Source organism: Bacteroides celer (assembly GCF_002632415.2).
Classification (GTDB): Bacteria; Bacteroidota; Bacteroidia; order Bacteroidales; family Bacteroidaceae; genus Bacteroides.
On record NZ_CP178209.1, the window covers coordinates 5,550,856 to 5,575,000 of the forward strand.

Sequence of the window (24,145 nt, forward strand, 5' to 3'; positions counted from 1 at the left end):
GTTATAAGTTAACATTTAATCCCACAGTGACAGACTTGGCCAACGGATAGGTTGCACCATTACTGCTGTTCATTTCCGGATCCCACATCTTGAACTTCGACCACGTAATCAGGTTGGTGCCAATCATGTAGATACGAATGTTGTTGAAGTGGATTCTATTTACGATCTTTTTGGGCAGTGTGTAGCCCACTTCCAGCGTTTTCAAACGCAGATAAGACCCATTGCGCAACCAGTAAGATGAGTTGCGGTTGTTGTTGCCGTTGTAGCCATAGCTCAAGCGAGGATATTTGGCATGCGGATTTTCCGTAGCTATTGTACCCGATTCTTCTTTTGAAATCCAACGTCCGCCTATTACTTCCTGATAGAAATTACCCCGGTTGCCACTAGCAAAAGGACGCACCCCCTCTCCATCAATAAAGAAAGAAGACTTCCCGGCTCCTTGGAAATGGACATTCACATCCAAACCTTTCCACTGTGCGGAGACACCTATACCATATACCAAGTTGGGTACGGTAGTAGCCCCCACAGCCACTTGATCTTGATTGTCGATGATACCATCGCCATTGACATCCTTATACTTGATGTCGCCCGGCATATAATTGCCAAAAGTCTGTTTGGGGCTATTACGGATGTCATCGTAATCCTTGAACAAGCCCAATGCAACAAATCCCTTAGCCTGGTTGACACGGTAGCCACGCTCCATCCTATAAGGATAAATGTTCTCTTGTTCATCTTTTTCCTTCACTTCGTTCTTTGAGAGCGTGGCATTAGCACGTGCAGTCAAAAGCACTTTGCCAATTTGTTGCTTGTAGGTCATGTTACCGTCGACACCTTTAGAGGATACTGCGCCCACATTAGCTCTCGGATTGGTCATCCCGCCCTCAATACCGGCGGTAGCAGGCAAGAATTTACGATACATAAAGATGCCTTTACGCTTTTCCTGGAAATAATCCACAGTCAGCATGAATTTGTCATCAAAGATGCTCATGTCCAAACCTACATCATGTTTGGTGGCGATCTCCCAAGTCACACCCGGGTTAGCATACGATGTATAGCGCAAACCTTGAAAAATAGTAGTACCAGGACTTCCATAACCATAATCCGCCCAGTTATATCCTCCAAACGCAGAATAATATCCGTTATGATCTCCCCAAAAATTAGCAGGGGCACCGCCATAACCTATTGTGTAGAGATAAGGGAAACGTATCTGTACACCATTGGGCTCATACATTTTATCGTTGCCTACTTTACCCCACGAATAGCGCACTTTAAACATATTCATCCACTTCAGGTTCTTCTTGACAAAAGGTTCTTCGGCGATGTTCCAGGCAGTCGAATAGGCGGGAAAGAAACCAAACTGATGACCAGAAGCAAAGTTTTCTGAACCAGTATAGCCAAAGTTAAAGTTCAAGAAATAACGATAGTTCCAGTTGTAGGCAATACGACCGGCCAACCCTTGATGACGGAAAGGAAGCGAATTGACGATTTCTTTACCGATTTCCTGTGTTCTCACTTTGGAGTCTTGCGAGTATTTCAATGTTCCGTTCAGCATATGTCCCTTGAAATTGCGGGCATACTGAAGTTCCGCTTCAAAATATTCTTTGCGCTCTCCACTATTGCCTGAAGTCTGATCCATCACCTGCTCTTTCTTTTGGCGGGTGAAGTTGATGGAACCGTCATCCTTTCTATAACGGTCAGCACTCCATAACTCAGGACATTTGAAACGGCGGATATAATTGTAGTTATCTGTATCAAAGCCGAAACGTCCCACAAAATTCAATCCTTTGGTGATGAAGTCCAATTTTTGATTCAAAGTGACGTTGGTCTGAATATTGTTCCACCACTGTTCGTTGTATCCACATTGAGTAGATGCCACCCAAGGATTAAGGTTACCACCCGCATCAGTTGGCACGTAACCGTTGGAATACATTTTGGGCATACTAGTGGGAGTCTGAAACAACAGACTGGTCCAAATTTGATCCGAAGTCAAGCCCGATTCGTTCATCTTCTTCAACGCACCACCGATACCCACCTGCAAAAGGGTAGTCTTGGTAATATTGATATCCGCATTCATACGATAGTTCCAACGTTTGGCGTTACTGTTGGTGTTATAGTCTTTCAAAGACTTGTCCACCTTATACATACCGCCTTCATCGAGATAACTGGCAGAAACGAAATAGCGTGCATTCTGTCCACCACCACTCAAATTCAACGAGGCACGATAACTCATAGCGCCTTTCTTCAGCAATTCGTCCATCCAGTCTACATTGGGTAGCAAGTCGGGGTCGAGACCCTGTTTCAAGATTTGCAGCTCGTTGCCGGTGTAGATAGGTTCGAGATTGCGCGTACGGCGTGCCTCGTTCGCCATATAGGCGTAGGTAATGCCATCCACAAAGTCAGGCGTAAAAGTACGGGTGTTGTACATGGTCTCTACCTTGGCATCAATGGTAATCTTGTCTACCTTACCACGGCGAGTGGTAATCAATACCACACCGTTAGCACCGCGCGAACCGTAAATGGCAGTTTCGGAAGCATCTTTCAACACGGTGAACGATTCAATATCTTCGTAGTTCAGTTCATTCATGTCACGTTCAAATCCGTCCACCAGAACTAATGCACCTGCCCCAGCCCCAAAGGTAGAGATACCGCGAATCCAAAATTCAGAAACATTCTTTCCCGGCTGGCCAGTAGTCTGACGGGCTATCACACCCGCTACGTTTCCTGCCAGTGAGTTGGAAATGCTACCCGAAGGTGACGCCTTCAACCGGTCTACATTGACGGTAGTAACTGCACCCGTCACTGTCAACTTCTTCTGCGCACCGGTAGCAGTGATGACTACCTCATCCAAGGCTGTCTCCTTATTCTCTTTCATCACCACATTGACAGTATGTTCCTCTTTCACTAAAATCTCTTGAGTCTCATAACCGATGTAGGAGAACACCAAGCGGTTGTAGGGTTGCATCTTAATGGTATATTTTCCATCAATATTAGTGATAACACCTAATCCCGGCACATTCTTCACCGTCACATTAGCACCAATCAACGGTTCATTATTGGCATCGGTCACTACACCGGACACCACAATTTGTTTTTGGTTATTCTGCTGGGCAGTTATTCCTAACATAAAACAATATAGAAAAGCTATGATAGCCCATAGTTTTTGTTTCATAATTTACAGGATATTTTATTATTCAACAATAATCTGACGAATACGGTGGTTATACTGATCACCTATATAAAAGATTTTATTTTCTTCATCGAATGCAATACTGTGCGGACCATTGAACCGAACTTCCTTAAGCAAATCACCGTCCACATAGCCCCAATGGTTACCATCCATGGCCGTGCTTCCACGACCGGCATAGCGGATAACTTCAGCTGTAGGAGTGACCCGCCATATCAAATCACCCGGATGTGTGCCCCATAACTCTCCGTCAGCTACATAAAAGTCATATATGTCCTCCTTATGTTGATTCGCATATTCCTCATTTTTCACAAAAGCTCCTTGCCACAAAACTCCCATATTAGCATTGGTTCCTACCCCTTCTCTATGCCCCCAATGCCAGTTTCCCGCAAAAACAGAGGGAGCTTCCAACTGATTGGTTTCTTTATCAAACTTAGATTTTAAAATAGTACCTTCACGCGGCCGAACGATATAGGCAAAGTCGCCCGACGGATGAAAATAAGGATATATCCATTTCCAAGATCCTCCTACCGTAAACATTTGTTTCACCTCTCCCGTTGATATACTATACTGATAAACGCTACCATTAGATTCTTGAGTAAAGTATATATCACCAGTTTTTGGATGGGTAATTGCCGCAATAATAAATTTACGACCAGAAAGAAGTACATGTGGCTTCTTAAATTCGTCTTTTCTCAAAAGCATAACAATAGCCGGAGCTGCTTCCGAATTTGCCCAGTTATTCACAAATAGAGTATCACCGGTCAGACTCCAACTCAAAGTACGCGGACTCGTTATATTCATCTGCCCTACCGTTATAACAGTAGACATTTTTTCCGCTTCCACATCTATCAAACGGATACTATTATTCTCTTCAATCATATAAATATGGTTCGGATTTTGAGGATCAATACTTAGCCAAGCCGGGCACTTCAAGCCACATTCGTCGAACGAACCGTCTTTTACTTCATAACGTCCAGTCTCGTCTACATAGCCACACAATGTAGTAACCTGTGTATTCGAGATATAAGTAAATCGATCGTTAGCCATAGCGGTCTGATCACCAATAGAAATCTCGATAGTTCCCTTATTCGAATTACGAGGAATCATACAATATAGACATTCATTGTTACAACCCACCACTTTTGTATCCACACCTCCTAATTTCAAGTGAATCAAAGAGGGGTCATTTCCGAAATTTTTTCCATAGATAAGGAGTTGCGTGCGCGAAGTAACTTCTTGAGGTTCAAAACCCACAATTTCAATAGGCAAATCGTTATTAAAAGCTTGCTCTTTCTTCTTTTCATCGTCTTTACAGCCAATGAAGCACCCAAGCAAAGTAAATAAACAAAATGCCTTAACAACATTCATTCTTTTTCCTTTCCTGTTCATCATAATAATAAATTTAGTTAATATAAGATTTAATAGCCAATGGATCCAAAGGTTTATTAATTGCAAATATAGAAAGGAGGGTATTAATTATAGGCTAATTCCTAACTAACAAACAATAAAAACTAATCAAACAGCTCCAGAATTAAATAATTTGTGCTTTCTTTGCAAGTATCTTAGTAAAGAAAGCACTATGAAATTTCAAAATTGCTTATTTTTAATATTGCTTATCGTTTGTCTATCATGCCAAAGCAAAAAGACTGATAAACAAACAGGCATTGACTCTACACTTTTCTACACAAATCCTGTCATAGGTGGAGGATCCGAGCCATGGGCCATCTTTCATGAAGGAAAATATTACTATACTCAAAGTTTAGCAGACTGTATCATATTATGGGAAACTGACGATATTACACAACTGGCAAAAGCAGCAAAAAAAAACGTATATTCGCCCCAAAATGCCTCGGGTATATCTCATCTTTGGGGACCAGAGATACACTATATGGACAATAAATGGTATATCTATTGCGCTGCTGATGATGGTAATATAGACAATCGTCAGATATATGTGCTAGAAAATGAATCTCCCGATCCCATGAAAGGAGAGTTTGTCATGAAAGGAAGAATATCGACCGATAAAAATAATAACTTGGCTATTCATGCTAATCCTTTCGAGCATAATGGCAAACGTTATCTAATCTGGTGCGGATGGGAAACCAGAAGAATTTATCAAGAAACCCAATGTATCTATATCGCTGAAATGAAAAATCCATGGACACTAGCCTCAGACCGTATATTAATATCCAAACCTGAATACGAATGGGAATGTCAATGGATCAGTATAGATGGCAATAAAACCGGTTATCCTATTCATGTGAATGAAGCTCCACAATTTTTCCGTTCCAAAAACAAAGACAAATTATTAATATATTACTCTGCAAGCGGTAACTGGACACCTTATTATTGTGTAGGGTTATTAACAGCTGATGCTAACAGCGATCTTCTCAACCCGAATTCATGGAAGAAATCTCTGGAACCTGTATTCAAACAAGCACCAGAGAATCATGTGTATGGCCCCGGTAGCCTGTGTTTCATACCTTCACCCGACAAGAAAGAATGGTATATACTTTACCACGCTCGAAACGCCCTTCGTGACATGTTCGTTTTGGACGGTCGGACAACACGCATACAAAAGATAGAATGGGATGAAAATGGAATTCCCATTTTAGGAATCCCCCAAAAGGAAAGCACCCTGCTTCAAAAGCCGTCTGGCACCCCCACGAGTGATAGGAACTAGCTGTTATCCTTTATAATCTTTCGGTAATACCCCAAACTTTTCTTTAAAACACTTTGCAAAATACGAAGAAGTAGTAAACCCTAACTGTTCGGCAACTTCAGCTATTCGTATACCACTCATGATTAGTTCAGTCGACTTATTCAACCGAAAGTTCTTTATATAATCATGAGGCGGCATACCAGACAGAGCCTTTATCTTCCGGGAAAAATTAGAACGACTCATATTCATCTGCTCTGCTAACAAATCTATCGAGCAACTCTCATCAGCAAGCAGTTCCGACAAAATCGTATTTACCCTCTCTATAAATTCTACATCTTTTTGTGAAAGAGCAAAATCCGCCAATGAAGAAGTCGGACTTCCAGAAAGATTAATCATCAACTTATGGAAGGCCAGTCGCAGTTTTAATAAGTTTTCGATTTGTTTATGGAGCTGCTTAATAGAGAATGGTTTCTCAATATATGCATCAGCACCATTTTCAAAACCTTCCGCTTTTGAGTCTAACGTTGTCTTCGCTGTCAACAAGATAACGGGAATATGAGAGTAAACTAGATCTGATTTTATATAGTTGCATAGTTCAAGACCATTCATTTCGGGCATCATAATATCACTTACAATGACATCAATACTCTCACGTGAAAGTATTTCCAGTGCTTCTTTTCCATTGCAGGCAGAAAAAACTTTAAACCAATCACTTAGAGATTCTCTGGTCAAATTTAATAACTCGACATTATCTTCCACCAACAAAACAATGAATCTCTTATTTCCAAACTCCGAATCCGGCATTTTTTTTCCTTCCACATCTATCATCTGCATTTCAGCAAATTCATTCGGAATACTTTCCGTTACTACTGTTTCCAACGGCAAAGACAATATAAATGAGGAACCACCTTCCATCCTATTTTCTAATGATAAAGTTCCATGATGAGCTTCTGCCAAAGATCTGGCAAATGCCAAACCAATCCCTGTACCTGTAGACGTTGCCACCGGATCATCCGGCAATTGATAGAAAGCCTGAAATATCTTATTTTGCTGACCTTCAGGGACTCCGGGGCCATCATCACTCACTATTATATTTACCCTATCGCCCAATAATATTAGCCGCATCTCGACTTGAGATTTTGCATATTTAATAGCATTTCCTACCAAGTTTACCAAAATTTTACTAACTTTCTCCGAATCAATCATCATACTAATTTCTTCAGGAGGTAAACTAAGACAGATTGTTAACTCTTGCAAATCTGCAGAACCATTGAACTGATTGAATATATCACTCACCAACGCATTAATACTACACTCCTTCATGCTAAGTTGCAATGCTCCACTCTCCATCTTCTGAAAATCAAGTAACTGATTCGTTATTCCCAACAGATAATTTACATTCTTATCCATCACCGAAAGGTATTTTTCTTTTCTTTCTTCTTTTTCCTCTTCCCTCAACTTTTCCAGAGGGATCCGAATCAGACTAAGAGGAGTACGTATTTCATGTACCAGACTGATAAAAAAATTGATTTTCGATTTATACATCTCTTTTTCCTTGGCAACCTGATAATCCTCCATACGACGTTTATATTTACGCTTGACATAGAGATTCCAACGCCAACCAATATAGCAAGCTGTACACAGAAATAATAGTATATACATAAAATAAGCGACACTAGTCCGCCACCAGGGCGGAGTTATCACAATCCATAAGGAAGCCGCTTTCTCATTCCAGTGATGGTCATTGTTAGAGCCACAAACTAAAAACTCATATTCCCCAGCTGGAAGATTGGTGTATGAGGCCGTATTATTAGATGAATGTATCCACTCCTTATCAATACCTTTCAACATATAAGTATAACGATTTCTGTGTGGATCTTCATAACTAAGTGCTACAAAACGTACTGTAAAACTATTATTTGTATAGGGTAATTGGATCTTATCTGCTTTATAGAAGGGCTTATCTAAACGAAGCAGCCGTTTCACTTCTTGTTCATCTGTCAAATAAGGGAAACTAATATCAGTAACATAAACAGGGGGAAGATAGGTATTATCCGTAAACTGCCCCGGTTCAAATACATTGAAACCATTGATTCCTCCAAAATAGAACTTCCCTGTGGACGATCTCAATGAAGACTGTGCAGTAAACTGATTACCTTGCAAACCATCATTTACGGTAAATAAGTGAAAGTTCTTTTGAGACACGGGATTAATGCGGCATAATCCGGCATTACAGGAAATCCAAAAATCACCGGTCCGATCCTGTTCTATAGAGAAAATAACCTTATTAGGCAACAATGTATTTTCCGGGTCGAAGTCAATGAAAGTCTCCGTATCTTTGGAGAATGAGCATAATCCTCCTCCATTGGTTCCAAACCACATTGTTCCTTTCATATCTTCAAACAATGTAATCACAGAATTACTGGTAATAGTTGTTGTATCTTCACGTATATGTTCAAAATGTTCCCAACGATCGTTCACTGTATTATAACGAAAGACACCACTATTTGAGGTCGCAACCCAAAGACTATTGTACATATCCTCATAAATATCAGTTACAGAAGCCATAGAGCCGACATGAATGATTGTCACAAAATTATCCAATTGCGAATTGTAACGACATAACCCCCAACTTGTTCCAACAAAAACATCTCCTTTTCGGTCTTTAAAGAGACTCAAGACATCATTACTACAAATTGTATAGGGAATATCGCGAGAATGGACATAACTCTTTACTGCTCCAGTTTTCAGGTTTAGCACATGCAACCCTTCCGCATAGGTTCCTATCCAAAGGCGGTCGCCATCTAGCAGCAAGCTACGAATGTCATATCTCGCATCCACAGTCTTTAAAGTATACTCCGAAAGTGAACAAGTTTGTGTATTGAAAAAACATAACCCGTTCCGGGTCCCCACCCAGATATTTCCATTCTGGTCTTCACAAAGAGGACCGATCTCCCTGCCAGACTCTAATGTACCTGATAATGAGATAGGGGAATAGTAATCAAAACGCTTCAATTGCTTAGTCATGTAACTCACTCCGCCGGAGTTAGTCATCACCCAAAGTGTACCTTCGGCATCCCACATCATTGCATTAACAGTTGGATCGCCCAATGCCCGCAAGCCAAAGGGAGAATCGACTCTACGAAATGTTTTAAGGTCGCGATTGAACAGATACAATCCATTATCCGTACCAACTAACAATTCTTTTTCGTTATAATCCATCAAACAGAGAATAGCACCAAAATTCTGTGCAGACGTATCATAAGTTTTCAAATCCGAGCTTCCTTCCTGATAACAACCTAATAAATTAGTACCTACGCCAAACCATATTTCATTCTTAATACTATAGAGACAATTGATTCTCTGACTGCCTATGTTTGAATCTGACAGAACCGGATAATTTTGCAGAAAGGTTCCCTTCTCATCAAAACAAAATAGTCCTTCCTGCATTGAAGAAACATAAATACGGGAATCTGAACTCTGACAGATATCCCAAACAAAAGAAGTATGAATACTATTCTGTGTCAGCACACCTGTCACTGGTTCATAAATAAACACACCTTGCCCCAACGTAGCAATCCAAATCAAACCGCTTTGAGTTTTTATGATTTTCTTCACCTCACTACTGACAAATACGCCATACCGTGTTGTTTCATTAAAATAAGAAAAGCGGTCAGTAGAACGGTCATAGATATAAAGTCCCGAATTTGTTCCTACCCAGATATTTTCCCCTTCTTCCAAAAGGGAACTGACGAAATTATTACCCAAAGAATATTTATTATTCAAAGCATTCCGATACACCCTGTTGCCACAACCATCATAACAATTCAGTCCATCACTTGTGCCAATCCACAAAAAGCCATAGCTATCTTGAATCGAACACCAAGTCGTATTGTGCGAAAGTCCGTCTTCCACCTGATACCTTTTAAAAGAGAAATCAGTAGAAGCGAATATGGCTTCAAAATTGAAAACGATTATACAGATAAAGGCTGTAACCTGTTTTTTCATATAAATAAGAAGTAAAAAGATTAATACAGATCAAGTCTACCGCCGATTCAGTCAAACCCCCGAACCTATTTTATCTTTAACGACAAATATCTCGGACAGCAGATTTAACAAGCGAAAATACACATTTTGAACTGAAAAATAGTTAAGTTTGCAGTTAAATAATAAATAATGTGCTAATAAGGCAAGGTGCTAATGTACCAACTGTCAATTGACACATTCATCAATCATCAAATCGCAAATCGTTAAATCGTAAATAAAAATGATGAATTGGAACCAATTAATATCAGCGAAACGTTTCGGAATGGAAGAATTCCATGAGGAACGACAGGAAAACCGATCCGAATTCCAACGGGACTATGACCGTCTTATTTTTTCGGCTCCTTTCCGCAGATTACAGAACAAAACGCAAGTATTCCCTCTACCGGGCAGCGTTTTTGTACACAACCGACTTACGCACAGTCTCGAAGTCGCCAGCGTTGGCCGTTCACTCGGGGACGATGTTGCCAAAGCACTTCTGGAACGTCATCCGGAACTTCAGGATTCTTTCCTGCCGGAGATCGGTTCTATCGTTTCGGCTGCTTGCCTGGCACACGATTTGGGTAATCCGCCTTTCGGTCATTCAGGCGAAAAGGCCATTTCCACTTTTTTCTCTGAAGGGAAAGGAGTTCGTCTGAAAGAGAAACAGCCCAACGGAGAGCAACTTTCTCCGATGGAATGGGAAGATTTGACACATTTCGAAGGAAATGCAAATGCCTTCCGGATACTTACACATCAGTTCGAGGGACGTCGCAAAGGCGGATTCGTTCTAACATACACCACCCTGGCTTCTATCGTAAAATACCCCTTTTCATCGAGCCTTGCAGGAACAAAATCCAAGTTTGGTTTTTTCGTCAGCGAAGAAGAAAGCTTCCGCAAAATTGCAACAGAATTAGGACTGATATTGCTCAACGAACATCCTTTGAAGTATGCACGCCACCCGTTAGTTTATTTGGTTGAAGCGGCAGACGACATCTGCTATCAGATGATGGATATTGAGGATGCATATAAACTGAAAATCCTCACCATAGAAGAGACTAAGGAGCTATTAATGGCCTATTTCAGCGAAGAACGGCAAGGACATCTCCGGAAAACATTCCTGATCGTCAACGATGTCAACGAGCAAATCGCTTACCTGCGTTCTTCCGTCATCGGTTTATTGATCCGGGAGTGTACCCGTGTCTTTTTAGATCATGAACAAGAAATACTGTCCGGCACGTTCGAAGGATCACTAATCAAGCGCATAGCCGAGCGTCCGGCAGCAGCCTATAAACACAGCGTCGAAGTATCTATCAATAAAATCTACCGTTCACGGGACGTACTGGATGTTGAACTGGCGGGATTCCGCATCATCAGCACCCTGCTCGAATTGATGATAGATGCCGTAACCTCACCCGAAAAGACTTATTCCAAACTCCTGATCGACCGGGTTTCCAGTCAATACAATATAAAAGCGCCCGTACTCTATAAAAGAATACAGGCGGTACTTGACTATATATCGGGAATGACCGACGTCTTTGCTCTTGATCTTTATCGTAAAATTAACGGGAACAGTCTGCCTGCGGTGTAACCACTTTAGGAGTAAACACTTCTTCCCCTTCACAAGAAGACAATCTCAACGCATCCGGATGGCTTTCAATAAACGTCTGGATGTGTCGAATTCGTTTATCTTCAAGAATTTCGTCTACAGCAATCAGGATACCGGTTTCTTCCACATCACCGAACTCGTAATTGACAGCTGTTCCGAACATACGCATCGTAGGGCTTAAGCTCATATACGCATTTACCAACGGAGGAATATTATAGCCCAACTTACGGATTTCACAATTCAATATCTTATAGTCCTCTTTAAAAGTATTCTTGCAGAACAATGCGTTCAACTCTTCTTCGGAAGTCTCAAGTTGCAGAGGTTCAATCGGAGTAACAAGCTTCTCTTGGTCATAAAAATGTTTCTTGAGGAAATGAAGAATCATATCACGGCCACGACGATGGTAGCTAGGATACATGGTCACCTTGCCAAAGAAATACTTCACATTCGGCATAACCACGGTCAACGCTCCCAACCCATCCCACAGATTATCCAAAGCGAACAATCCTTTGCTTCCGGCACGGGTAGACTGATATTCAAGCGTAACAAACGAACGCCCCAGCTCAATTGTCTGCGGCAGGTATTCTTTAATAAAAGCATCAGAAAAATGAAACATGTGGGAAGTAGCCAGAATTGGCGCGCCTTTTTCATCAAAACGCACGTCCGTACCAAGCAGATACCGGTAACCGCCCAGAATTTCTTCCGCTTCCGGATTCCATACGATCAACTGCTTGTAGGGGTTTTCCATCGTGTCGTATTCATCAATATCCATTGACAAACCTGTACCTCCACCAGCAGCACGGAAAGCTATCTCACGCAAACGACCAATCTCTCTCATCACATTAGGAGCATTCTGATGAGTAATAATATAAATCTGATTATTACTCTTATTCGTCATTCGTAAGCGTCTGTCTTCCGTCAATTCTGCTTTTAGCAGTTCTTTGCTTACCGGTTTAATAATCTCTTCCATATTCCTTGTTATAGTTGTTCTATCAGTTACAGTTTATAAACAATATCCTTTACGTATTCAGCCCACTGCGCAGGAGTTTTCGATTTATCAAAAGTCTGCCAGGGTATGGGTTTGCCAAAAGTGACAGTAAAAGTTTTGTGGCGATTCTTAAACATTTCATCCGCAAGATACAACATAGCAATGTTAAACTTGATACCCAGTGCCTTGCAAACATTTGCCAGATTGTAAAAGAAATCAGAATTCCTGCCCCCAAAATGCACGGGTATTACATCACGTTTTGCTTGTATGCTCTTTACTACAAATGTCTTTTTCCATTCCAGATCGCGAATCACTCCATTCCGACGGCGCGAGCACAGTCCGGCAGGAAACATAATCAGCTGATCGTCGGACTGGAATCCGGCTTCCACCATCTTCGGGAAGTCCTTTGCCTGCTTGCCGGTTTTATTAATAGGTATGCAAAGGGGAGCCAACCCGCGTAGATTCATCAATAGATCATTCACCAGGTATTTCACCTTCCCCTCATAGTGCTTTCCTAACACATAACCAAGCGCAACACCATCCTGTCCGCCCAACGGATGATTGGAAACAAAAGTGTACAGACCATCCTTTGGCAAATTCTCAATGCCTTTCACGTCCACTTTCGCATCCAGAAAATCCATACACGCCTCCAGAAAGTCCACTCCCAGTTTATCCTTCGACTCATTCAGGAATACATTAATTTCATCCTGATGAACAATTTTCTTCAGATAAGAAATCACGAACTTAGGGATGTACTTATAATGCTTCGGAGCCTTTGCCCGAAGTATCTTATCGACATCGATCAAAAATAAAGAGTCATCAGTCATTCTTTTCAAATAAAAATGATGGCACAAAATTAACGGTTCTTTTTTATTAATCGCAATAATTTGGTAGAAAATGCAGGATTTAAGTTCAGAACATATAAAAAACACCACCCAAAAACTATCAAAAATGACCTAAAAACTATCCGCGGATAGTTTTCGGACAAAAAACGTCTGATTTCCCCCTACCGGATTTCTTAATTTCACGTAAACTTGCAGCATCGAAAATAACAAACGAATATTCACCTTTAAAAAGCAACACATTATGAAAAGTTTAAGCTTCAGAAAAGATTTAGTAGGAGTACAGGATGAATTACTACGCTTCGCTTATAAACTGACAACTGACCGTGAAGAAGCAAACGATTTGTTGCAGGAGACATCATTAAAAGCATTAGATAATGAAGATAAATATACCCCTGATACAAATTTCAAAGGATGGATGTATACCATCATGCGTAATATATTCATAAACAACTACCGCAAGGTAGTCCGCGACCAGACATTCATCGACCAGACTGATAACCTTTATCATCTGAATTTGCCACAGGACGGAAGTTCTGAAAATACAGAAAGAGCATACGACCTGAAAGAGATGCACCGTGTAGTCAACAAACTCCCCAAAGAATACAGAGTTCCGTTTGCGATGCACGTTTCAGGATTCAAATACCGTGAAATTGCGGAAAAGCTGAACCTTCCGTTGGGTACAGTAAAAAGCCGTATTTTCTTCACGCGCCAGAAATTACAGGAAGAATTGAAAGACTTCCGCTAGACCTTAACTATATAAAACTTAGTGATTTTGAATCACATATTTCTTTAATGCAGATTTTTAGTTTTGATAATGATTAAAAGGCAGAAATACTCCGGTATATTCTGCCTTTTCTTTTATTGCGAAGATTAGTTGTCCGACACCCGGGTGTCAGCACATACAACACCCGGGTCTCAACCTATCTGACACCCGGGTGTCGGGTGCACTGAGACCCGGGTGTCAGATAAACCTCTATTGCATGAAAAAGAATCTCTCCCACCACATTATTTAAATTTTACCTATACAGACATTTTTTCCGTTCTACGCCCACGGGCTCCCCACCAGTAAAGCATTCTCGAAGGCATATCATTTTCAAGCAAATAGACATTTAACATTCTGTTGAAAACTTCTCTGAAAGTTTTTTATGGAAAGTTGTGGGGAATTGTGGGGAATTTCATACTTTTACGGTCGCTTATTATAATAAGGTAATGATACGTTTTTTAGGAAATATTGAAGCCAGGGCGGACGCCAAAGGAAGGGTGTTCATACCCGCCACCTTCAGGAAGCAATTACAAGCCGCTTCCGAAGAGAGGCTTATTATGCGTAAAGACGTATTTCAAGACTGTTTAACCCTATACCCCGAGAGCGTGTGGAACGAGGAGTTGAACGAGCTACGTAGTAGACTTAACAAATGGAATAGCAAACACCAACTTATTTTCAGGCAATTCGTGAGCGACGTTGAAATAGTGACACCTGATAGCAACGGGCGCATATTAATTCCGAAACGGTATTTACAGATTTGCAGTATCCATGGGGATATTCGCTTTATCGGCATCGATAACAAGATAGAGATCTGGGCGAAAGAACGGACAGAACAGCCTTTCATGTCACCCGAAGAGTTCGGTGCAGCATTAGAAGAAATTATGAACGATGATAATAGACAAGATGGAGAAAGATGAATTGACATATCACGTACCTGTATTGCTGAAAGAAAGCGTTGACGGTATGAATATCCAACCGGATGGAACGTATGTAGACGTTACATTCGGAGGAGCGGGACATTCGCGCGAGATCCTTTCACGGCTCGGAGAAGGCGGACGTCTGCTGGGATTCGACCAGGACGAGGATGCTGAACGGAACATTGTCAACGATACTCATTTCATCTTCGTGCGCAGTAACTTCCGCTATCTGCACAACTTCCTGCGTTATCACGACATCGAACAGGTAGACGCGATCCTGGCCGACCTCGGCGTATCTTCCCATCATTTCGATGATAGCGAACGTGGCTTCTCCTTCCGTTTTGACGGGGCACTGGATATGCGTATGAACAAGCGTGCCGGTATGACAGCAGCAGATATCGTGAATACTTATGATGAAGAACGTCTTGCAAACATCCTCTACCTGTACGGGGAACTAAAGAATAGCCGCAAACTGGCTTCTGTCATCGTTAAAGCCAGAAGCGGACAGAATATCCGGACCATCGGTGAGTTTTTGGAAATCATCAAACCGCTTTTCGGTCGTGAACGCGAAAAGAAAGAGCTGGCAAAGGTGTTCCAGGCACTACGAATTGAAGTAAACCAAGAGATGGAGGCGTTGAAGGAGATGTTGCTGGCTGCTACGGAGGCATTAAAGCCGGGCGGCAGACTGGTAGTTATCACCTATCATTCGCTGGAAGACCGAATGGTGAAAAACATCATGAAGACAGGCAATGTAGAAGGAAAAGCGGAAACCGACTTCTTCGGCAATCTGCAAACGCCTTTCCGCCTTGTCAACAATAAGGTAATCGTTCCCGACGAGGCAGAAATAGAACGAAACCCGCGGTCGAGAAGCGCCAAATTACGAATTGCAGAAAAGAAATAAAAAGATATGGAAGAAGAAGTAGTAAACAAGAAAGCAGAAGAGGACAAGAAGAAAAAACGCACCTCTCTGAAGAGTATTCTGGGTGGAGACATTCTGGCTACCGATTTTTTCCGCCGTCAAACGAAGTTGCTGGTACTTATCATGGTATTCATCATCTTCTACATTCACAATCGTTATGCCAGTCAACAGCAACAGATCGAAATAGACCGGCTGAAAAAGGAATTGACAGACATTAAATACGATGCACTGACTCGCAGCTCAGAGCTGATGGAAAAGAGCCGCCAGTCACGCATTGAAGATTATATATCGAGTAAGGAAAGCGATTTGCAAACATCAACCAATCCTCCTTACCTTATTAAATAGATGATAGTGGATAGTTGATAAATGATAGTTAAGCGTTTAAAAGACAAATACTGTGGCAGTTAATAAAAAGAACATAATGACCCGTTACTTCTTCGTCATCCTGTTGATGGCGTTGATAGGAGTAGCTATTGTTGTAAAAGCAGGCATCACCATGTTTGCCGAACGACAATACTGGCAGGATGTGGCTGATCGTTTCGTAAAAGAAAATGTGACGGTGAAACCTAATCGTGGAAACATTATTTCTTCTGACGGTAAACTGATGGCCAGCTCTCTGCCCGAGTACAGAATATATATGGACTTTATGTCCGGTGAAAAGGACGAAAAACGCAGGCAGAAAGATCAGGCACGACGAGATTCTATCCTCAATGCAAACATGGATTCTATCTGTATCGGACTTCACAAGATATTCCCGGACAAGAGCGCGGCACAATTCAAGGCACATCTCAAAAAAGGACGCCAGGCAAAAAGCCGCAATTATCTGATTTATCCGAAACGTATCTCCTATATACAATATAAAGAGGTAAAGAGATTGCCTGTGTTCTGTTTGAACCGTTATAAAGGCGGATTCAAAGAACAGGCTTACAATCAGCGTAAGAAACCGTTCGGTTCACTGGCTGCCCGTACACTGGGAGATGTGTATGCAGACACAGCCAAAGGAGCGAGAAATGGTATCGAGCTTGCTTTCGACACCATCCTGAAAGGACGGGACGGATTGACACACCGTCAGAAGGTGATGAACAAATACCTGAACATTGTCGATGTGCCACCAGTTGATGGTTGCGATCTGATTAGTACTATCGATGTAGGTATGCAGGATATTTGCGAGAAGGCGTTGGTGGATAAGCTGAAAGAGCTGAATGCGAGCGTGGGTGTGGTGGTATTGATGGAGGTAAGTACCGGAGAAGTGAAAGCCATCGTCAACATGATGCAAGGCAAAGACGGTGAGTACTACGAAATGCGCAACAATGCTATTAGTGATATGCTCGAGCCGGGGTCTACTTTCAAAACGGCCTCTATCATGGTAGCTCTTGAAGACGGAAAGATCACGCCGGACTATGTGGTAGATACCGGCAACGGCCAGATGCCGATGTATGGACGTGTCATGAAAGACCATAACTGGCATCGCGGAGGATATGGAAAGCTGACTGTTACAGAAATTCTAGGGGTTTCGTCCAATGTGGGTACCTCTTATATTATAGACCATTTCTACAGCAGCAACCCGCAGAAATTTGTAGACGGGTTGAAACGGATGAGCATCGACCAGCCGTTACACCTGCAGATTGCGGGAGAAGGAAAACCGAATATACGCGGCCCGAAAGAACGTTATTTTGCAAAGACAACATTGCCGTGGATGAGTATCGGCTACGAGACACAGGTTCCACCGATCAATATTCTCACATTCTATAATGGGATAGCCAACAACGGAGTCACCGTGCGTCCGAAGTTTGTCAAAGCTGCCATGAAGGACGGGGAAGTAGTGAAAGAATATCCGACAGAGGTAATCAATCCCAAGATTTGTTCGGATAAGACTTTGGCACAGATCCGTGAGATTCTCCGAAAAGTGGTTGGTGAAGGACTTGCCAAACCTGCGGGAAGCAAGCAGTTCCACGTTTCAGGAAAAACAGGAACGGCGCAGATTTCACAGGGAGCAGCCGGATACAAAACGGGAAGAACAAATTATCTGGTTAGTTTCTGCGGGTATTTCCCGTCAGAAGCACCTAAATATAGCATGATTGTCTCTATCCAGAAACCGGGATTACCGGCTTCGGGAGGTTTAATGGCAGGTAGTGTGTTCAGCAAGATTGCAGAAAGGGTGTATGCCAAAGACTTGCGGTTACCGCTGACCAATGCGATTGATACTAATTCCGTAGTCATTCCGAATGTAAAAGCCGGAGAGATGCGCGAAGCGCAACGAGTATTGGAAGAGCTGCAGATTAACGTACAAGGCAAAATCGCTGATTCGGGCAAAGAGGTTTGGGGAAATACCCATTCTGCCCCACAAGCTGTGGTTCTTGAGAGCCGGAGCAATATGCAGAATTTTGTACCGAGTGTGATAGGTATGGGAGCGAAAGACGCTGTGTACTTGTTGGAAAGCAAAGGATTGAAAGTCAATCTGGTCGGCGTAGGCAAAGTAAAAAGCCAGTCGATAGCCAACGGAACGATTGTCAAGAAGGGACAGACGGTGACGCTTACGCTTAATTAAAAATTAAAGATTAAAAATTGAATAGAGTGATGTTATTAAATGAGTTACTGAAAGCAATCCAACCGGTAGAGGTAGCCGGAGATTCAAACATAGAAATCACCGGTGTCAACATAGACTCCCGTCTAGTGGAAGCCGGACAGCTATTCATGGCAATGCGTGGCACACAAGCCGACGGCCATGCTTATATACCTGCTGCCATCGCAAAAGGAGCAATCGCCATCCTTTGCGAGGATATGCCGGAAGAACCTGTAGCGGGGATCACCTATGTACGAGTAAAAGACAGCGAAGATGCGGTAGGAAAAATTGCCACTACCTTCTACGGAGACCCGACTTCCAAGTTGGAACTGGTCGGCGTTACCGGAACGAACGGAAAAACAACGATCGCTACCTTATTATATAATACATTCCGTTATTTCGGCTATAAGGTGGGATTGATTTCTACCGTTTGCAATTACATCGATGATGAACCGATTCCGACAGAACATACTACTCCTGATCCAATCACGTTGAACTGTCTGTTGGGACGGATGGCAGATGAAGGATGCAAATATGTGTTCATGGAAGTCAGCTCCCACTCGATTGCACAGAAACGTATCAGTGGACTAAAGTTTGCAGGAGGGATCTTTACCAATCTGACCCGCGACCATCTCGACTATCATAAAACAGTAGAGAATTATCTGAAAGCGAAGAAGAAATTCTTTGACGATCTGCCGAAAAATGCATTCAGCCTGACCAATCTGGACGATAAAAACGGACTGGTAATGACGCAGAACACACGTTCGAAGGTCTATACTTATTCATTGAGAAGTCTCAGCGACTTTAAAGGACGGGTATTAGAGTCTCATTTCGAAGGGATGCTGCTCGACTTCAACAATCATGAACTGGCAGTTCAGTTTATCGGAAAGTTCAATGCTTCCAATTTGTTGGCGGTATTCGGGGCGGCAGTTCTGTTAGGCAAGAAAGAGGAAGAGGTGCTTGTAGCTCTTAGCACACTTCATCCGGTAACCGGACGCTTCGATGCGGTCCGCTCACCGCAGGGAATTACGGCGATTGTTGATTATGCACATACCCCGGATGCTCTCATTAATGTACTGAACGCTATTCATGGAGTGCTTGAAGGAAAAGGAAAAGTGATTACCGTGGTAGGCGCCGGCGGTAACCGCGACAAGGGCAAACGCCCCATCATGGCAAAGGAAGCTGCCAAAGCGAGTGACCGCGTCATCATCACTTCCGACAATCCGCGCTTTGAAGAGCCGCAAGACATCATCAATGACATGCTTGCCGGACTGGATGCGGAAGATATGAAGAAAACACTAAGCATTGCCGACCGTAAAGAAGCGATTCGCACGGCTTGCATGCTGGCGGAGAAAGGAGATGTAATTCTCGTTGCCGGAAAAGGACATGAGAATTACCAGGAGATAAAAGGAGTGAAACATCATTTTGATGACAAAGAAGTACTCAAAGAAATTTTTAAATAATGAATAGACTGTGCTAATATGCCGACCGGCTTCGTTATCTATCCGACAGCAACCGGCATAACAACACATCAATAAATTGGCAAATTATTTATGTTATACTATCTATTTGAATGGCTACATAAGCTCAATTTTCCAGGAGCGGGAATGTTCGGATATACTTCATTCCGTGCTTTGATGGCGGTTATCCTCGCATTACTTATTTCAAGTATCTGGGGAGATAAGTTCATCAACCTACTCAAAAGGAAACAAATCACAGAAACGCAGCGTGATGCTAAAACCGACCCGTTCGGCGTCAATAAAGTAGGCGTGCCGAGCATGGGAGGTGTCATCATCATTGTAGCCATCCTGATCCCATGTTTATTGTTAGGTAAACTGCATAACATATACATGATACTGATGCTGATCACTACCGTATGGTTGGGATCGCTCGGATTCGCAGACGACTATATCAAAATCTTCAAAAGAGACAAAGAGGGTTTGCATGGCAAGTTCAAGATTATCGGTCAGGTCGGTTTAGGTTTAATTGTCGGAATGACCTTGTATTTAAGTCCGGACGTAGTGATCCGTGAGAATATCGAAGTGCATAATCCGGGACGGGAGATGGAAGTGATACACGGAACGAATGATCTGAAATCTACCCAGACAACGATTCCTTTTTTCAAGAGCAACAACCTTGATTATGCTGATCTGGTTTCGTTCATGGGAGAACATGCGCAAACAGCCGGATGGATATTGTTCGTCATTGTCACAATCATTGTGGTTACCGCCGTATCAAACGGCGCCAATCTGAATGACGGTATGGACGGAATGGCAGCCGGGAACTCGGCAATTATCGGTGCAACGTTGGGGGTACTGGCCTATGTATCATCGCATATCGAATTTGCAGGCTACCTGAACATCATGTATATTCCGGGCTCGGAAGAACTCGTAATCTATATCTGCGCCTTTATCGGTGCACTGATAGGTTTCTTATGGTACAACGCCTATCCGGCACAAGTATTTATGGGAGATACAGGCAGTCTTACTATTGGCGGTATTATCGCAGTGTTTGCCATCATCATCCACAAAGAGTTGCTGATACCGATTCTTTGCGGTGTATTCCTGGTAGAAAACCTGTCGGTAATCCTGCAACGGGCTTATTATAAGGCGGGAAAACGAAAAGGTGTGAAACAGCGATTGTTCAAGCGTACACCGATTCACGATCACTTCCGCACTTCGATGAGCCTGATTGAACCGGGATGCACGGTGAAATTCACCAAACCCGACCAACTGTTTCATGAATCAAAGATTACCGTCCGGTTCTGGATTGTAACGATTGTATTGGCAGCAATAACGATTATAACGCTTAAAATAAGATAACCGGCAAGGTGCCGGAGCCAAGTTTCCATACGGAAAACAAGTTTTATAGATAGAGAGTATTAACCCGATTATTAACTTTTAAAGATGTGCACAGCTAATAGATAAATCAATCAATTAGAAAATAAGGGCACATTATTGTAGATGAAAAGAATAGTAATTTTAGGAGCTGGCGAAAGCGGCGCAGGTGCAGCCGTACTCGCTAAAGTCAAAGGATTTGAGACGTTTGTTTCGGACATGTCCGCTATCAAGGACAAGTATAAGGAACTTCTCGACAGCCATCAGATTGCCTGGGAAGAAGGACACCATACCGAAGAACTCATTCTGAATGCCGACGAGGTAATCAAAAGCCCCGGTATCCCGAATGACGCCCCGATCATCCTGAAACTGAAAGCTCAAGGTACACCGGTGATCTCCGAGATAGAGTTTGCCGGACGCTATACTGATGCCAAAATGATCTGTATTACAGGTTCTAACGGGAAGACCACAACGACTTCCCTGATCTACCATATTTTCAAAAGCGCAGGTCTGAACGTAGGTTTGGCAGGCAACATCGGCAAAAGCCTTGCTTTGCAGGTAGCCGAAGATTACCACGATTACTATATTATCGAACTTAGCTCTTTCCAGCTGGATAATATGTATAACTTCCGTGCGAACATCGCCGTATTGATGAACATCACTCCGGACCATCTTGATCGCTACGACCATTGTATGCAGAATTACATCGACGCTAAATTCCGCATCACCCAAAACCAAACACCGGACGATGCTTTCATCTTCTGGAACGATGACCCTATCATCAGACAGGAACTGGCAAAACATGGTCTGAAAGCTCACTTGTATCCTTTTGCCGCTGTAAAAGAGGATGGAGCGATTGCATACGTAGAAGATCACGAAGTGAAAATCACCGAACCGATTGCCTTCAACATGGAGCAAGAGGAACTGGCCCTGACAGGACAACACAACCTGTACAACTCTTTAGCCGCCGGTATCTCGGCAAACCTTGCCGGCATCGCCAAAGAAAACATCCGGAAAGCCCTCTCCGATTTCAAGGGAGTGGAACATCGGTTGGAAAAGGTGGCACGTGTGCGCGGAATTGATTTTATTAACGACTCTAAAGCCACGAATGTCAACTCCTGCTGGTATGCCCTGCAAAGCATGACTACCAAAACGGTATTGATTCTCGGTGGTAAAGATAAAGGAAACGACTATACTGAAATTGAAGACCTGGTACGCGAAAAGTGTTCAGCACTGGTATATCTGGGACTTCATAACGAAAAGCTTCACGAATTCTTCGACCGTTTCGGTCTGCCGGTAGCCGATGTGCAAACCGGCATGAAAGATGCCGTAGAAGCAGCCTATAAACTGGCAAAGAAAGGTGAAACGGTATTATTAAGCCCTTGCTGCGCTTCTTTCGACCTCTTCAAGAGTTACGAAGACCGTGGCGACCAATTTAAAGAATGTGTCCGTGCCCTTTAATTTCTAATTATTAATTTTTAAATTCTGCAAGATTGGATTTATTAAAGAACATATTCAAAGGTGACAAGGTAATCTGGATTATCTTCCTCTGTCTCTGCCTCATCTCGATCATCGAGGTGTTTTCGGCAGCGTCGACGCTGACTTACAAAAGTGGCGACCATTGGGGGCCGATTACGCAACACTCCATCATCCTGATGGTGGGAGCTGTGGTAGTCGTATTTCTGCATAATGTTCCCTACAAATGGTTCCAGGTATTTCCGGTCTTTCTATATCCGGTATCTCTGGTCCTACTGGCGTTTGTCACGCTGATGGGTATCATCACAGGCGACCGTGTCAACGGGGCAGCCCGCTGGATGACCTTTATGGGATTGCAATTCCAGCCATCGGAATTGGCAAAGATGGCGGTAATCATTGCCGTCTCATTCATCCTGTCCAAAAGGCAGGACGAATATGGGGCCAATCCGAATGCATTTAAATATATCATGATCCTCACCGGACTGGTATTCCTGCTCATCGCACCGGAAAACCTTTCAACAGCAATGCTGCTGTTCGGAGTGGTATGTATGATGATGTTCATCGGACGGGTATCTTCCAAGAAACTGTTCGGGATGTTGGGGATATTGGGGCTTGTAGGCGGTGTTGCCGTAGGCATACTGATGGCTATTCCCGCCAAAACACTGCACAACACTCCGGGACTTCACCGTTTCGAAACGTGGCAGAATCGTGTTTCCGGTTTCTTTGAGAAAGAAGAAGTGCCGGCAGCCAAATTTGATATTGACAAAGACGCACAGATTGCACACGCGCGAATCGCCATTGCAACCAGCCATGTAGTAGGCAAAGGTCCGGGAAACTCGATACAACGTGACTTCCTTAGCCAGGCATTCTCCGATTTTATCTTCGCGATTGTGATTGAAGAAATGGGACTGGTAGGAGGAATATTTGTGGTGTTCCTCTATTTATGGTTGCTGATGCGAGCCGGACGAATCGCCCAGAAGTGCGAGCGAACCTTCCCCGCCTTTCTCGTCATGGGTATTGCGCTGTTGTTGGTATCACAGGCAATACTGAATATGATGGTTGCCGTCGGGTTATTCCCCGTCACAGGACAGCCCCTGCCTCTGGTCAGCAAAGGAGGTACAAGTACGTTAATCAACTGCGCTTATATCGGAATGATATTAAGCGTAAGCCGATATACCGCTCATCTGGAAGAACAGAAAGCGCACGATGCACAGATCCAACTGCAAATAGAGGCGGATGCCGCAGCCAATTCCGAAGCACAGGCCGCAGCCGAACCGACAGCGCAGATTCTGAACAGCGACGCCAAATTTGAAGATGAGCATGATAGCAGAAACAACGAACGGTAAATGTTGAGAA

The 24,145-nt window shown here is 43.0% G+C and carries 16 protein-coding genes; 11 read left to right on the forward strand and 5 right to left on the reverse strand.

Features of this window, described 5'->3' with window-relative positions:
• Nucleotide 1: 1 nt before the first annotated feature.
• Both CJF29_RS22155 and CJF29_RS22160 read right to left on the reverse strand, forming a co-directional pair.
• Nucleotides 2-3,169 carry a SusC/RagA family TonB-linked outer membrane protein gene (locus tag CJF29_RS22155; protein ID WP_099146433.1) on the reverse strand — a complete coding sequence of 1,056 codons (3,168 nt, stop codon included), beginning with the start codon at nucleotides 3,167-3,169 and terminating at the stop codon, nucleotides 2-4.
• 18 nt (nucleotides 3,170-3,187) lie between these two features.
• Nucleotides 3,188-4,579, reverse strand: a complete 1,392-nt coding sequence (locus CJF29_RS22160; protein WP_099146432.1) for an IPT/TIG domain-containing protein — start codon at nucleotides 4,577-4,579, stop codon at nucleotides 3,188-3,190.
• 187 nt (nucleotides 4,580-4,766) lie between these two features.
• Here CJF29_RS22160 and CJF29_RS22165 point away from each other — a divergent pair, with 187 nt between their 5' ends.
• On the forward strand, nucleotides 4,767-5,870 hold the full coding sequence (locus tag CJF29_RS22165; RefSeq protein WP_099146431.1) for a family 43 glycosylhydrolase: 1,104 nt from the start codon (nucleotides 4,767-4,769) through the stop codon (nucleotides 5,868-5,870).
• A 3-nt stretch (nucleotides 5,871-5,873) separates the two neighbouring features.
• Here CJF29_RS22165 and CJF29_RS22170 read toward each other — a convergent pair whose 3' ends face one another.
• Nucleotides 5,874-9,857: a two-component regulator propeller domain-containing protein gene (locus tag CJF29_RS22170; RefSeq protein WP_099146430.1), complete on the reverse strand. Its 3,984-nt coding sequence runs from the start codon at nucleotides 9,855-9,857 to the stop codon at nucleotides 5,874-5,876.
• Between the two features lie 259 nt (nucleotides 9,858-10,116).
• Here CJF29_RS22170 and CJF29_RS22175 point away from each other — a divergent pair, with 259 nt between their 5' ends.
• Nucleotides 10,117-11,463, forward strand: coding sequence for a deoxyguanosinetriphosphate triphosphohydrolase (locus CJF29_RS22175; RefSeq protein ID WP_099146429.1), 1,347 nt, complete (start codon nucleotides 10,117-10,119; stop codon nucleotides 11,461-11,463).
• On the opposite strand, the gene CJF29_RS22180 is transcribed toward CJF29_RS22175, so the two are convergent.
• Both CJF29_RS22180 and CJF29_RS22185 read right to left on the reverse strand, forming a co-directional pair.
• The gene (locus CJF29_RS22180; RefSeq protein WP_099146428.1) at nucleotides 11,435-12,451 is read right to left on the reverse strand and encodes a GNAT family N-acetyltransferase; all 1,017 of its coding nucleotides are present in this window, start codon (nucleotides 12,449-12,451) and stop codon (nucleotides 11,435-11,437) included. The genes CJF29_RS22175 and CJF29_RS22180 overlap by 29 nt on opposite strands.
• 26 nt (nucleotides 12,452-12,477) lie before the next feature.
• Nucleotides 12,478-13,296, reverse strand: a complete 819-nt coding sequence (locus tag CJF29_RS22185; protein WP_099146427.1) for a 1-acyl-sn-glycerol-3-phosphate acyltransferase — start codon at nucleotides 13,294-13,296, stop codon at nucleotides 12,478-12,480.
• Nucleotides 13,297-13,555: 259 nt separating this feature from the next.
• On the opposite strand from CJF29_RS22185, the gene CJF29_RS22190 reads away from it, so the two are divergent.
• The 9 genes from CJF29_RS22190 (at nucleotide 13,556) to CJF29_RS22230 (ending at nucleotide 24,135) form a co-directional block, all read left to right on the forward strand.
• Nucleotides 13,556-14,059: an RNA polymerase sigma factor gene (locus CJF29_RS22190; protein ID WP_004298201.1), complete on the forward strand. Its 504-nt coding sequence runs from the start codon at nucleotides 13,556-13,558 to the stop codon at nucleotides 14,057-14,059.
• A 464-nt stretch (nucleotides 14,060-14,523) separates the two neighbouring features.
• Nucleotides 14,524-14,994, forward strand: coding sequence for a division/cell wall cluster transcriptional repressor MraZ (gene mraZ / locus CJF29_RS22195; protein WP_099146448.1), 471 nt, complete (start codon nucleotides 14,524-14,526; stop codon nucleotides 14,992-14,994).
• Nucleotides 14,981-15,895, forward strand: coding sequence for a 16S rRNA (cytosine(1402)-N(4))-methyltransferase RsmH (gene rsmH / locus CJF29_RS22200; RefSeq protein ID WP_004309512.1), 915 nt, complete (start codon nucleotides 14,981-14,983; stop codon nucleotides 15,893-15,895). Before mraZ ends, rsmH begins: the two co-directional genes overlap by 14 nt.
• Nucleotides 15,896-15,901: 6 nt before the next feature.
• Nucleotides 15,902-16,258 (forward strand): FtsL-like putative cell division protein, encoded by a 357-nt coding sequence (locus CJF29_RS22205; protein ID WP_004298204.1) that lies wholly within the window; start codon nucleotides 15,902-15,904, stop codon nucleotides 16,256-16,258.
• Between the two features lie 76 nt (nucleotides 16,259-16,334).
• Nucleotides 16,335-18,461, forward strand: coding sequence for a penicillin-binding protein (locus tag CJF29_RS22210; RefSeq protein WP_074638594.1), 2,127 nt, complete (start codon nucleotides 16,335-16,337; stop codon nucleotides 18,459-18,461).
• A gap of 29 nt (nucleotides 18,462-18,490) precedes the next feature.
• On the forward strand, nucleotides 18,491-19,939 hold the full coding sequence (locus CJF29_RS22215) for a UDP-N-acetylmuramoyl-L-alanyl-D-glutamate--2,6-diaminopimelate ligase (RefSeq protein WP_099146426.1): 1,449 nt from the start codon (nucleotides 18,491-18,493) through the stop codon (nucleotides 19,937-19,939).
• Nucleotides 19,940-20,029: 90 nt separating this feature from the next.
• Nucleotides 20,030-21,298 carry a phospho-N-acetylmuramoyl-pentapeptide-transferase gene (locus tag CJF29_RS22220; RefSeq protein ID WP_004298207.1) on the forward strand — a complete coding sequence of 423 codons (1,269 nt, stop codon included), beginning with the start codon at nucleotides 20,030-20,032 and terminating at the stop codon, nucleotides 21,296-21,298.
• A gap of 141 nt (nucleotides 21,299-21,439) precedes the next feature.
• The gene (gene murD / locus CJF29_RS22225) at nucleotides 21,440-22,774 is read left to right on the forward strand and encodes a UDP-N-acetylmuramoyl-L-alanine--D-glutamate ligase (protein ID WP_004298208.1); all 1,335 of its coding nucleotides are present in this window, start codon (nucleotides 21,440-21,442) and stop codon (nucleotides 22,772-22,774) included.
• A 32-nt stretch (nucleotides 22,775-22,806) separates the two neighbouring features.
• Complete coding sequence (locus CJF29_RS22230) at nucleotides 22,807-24,135, forward strand: FtsW/RodA/SpoVE family cell cycle protein (protein ID WP_004298209.1); 1,329 nt, start codon at nucleotides 22,807-22,809, stop codon at nucleotides 24,133-24,135.
• The last annotated feature ends 10 nt before the right edge of the window (nucleotides 24,136-24,145 follow it).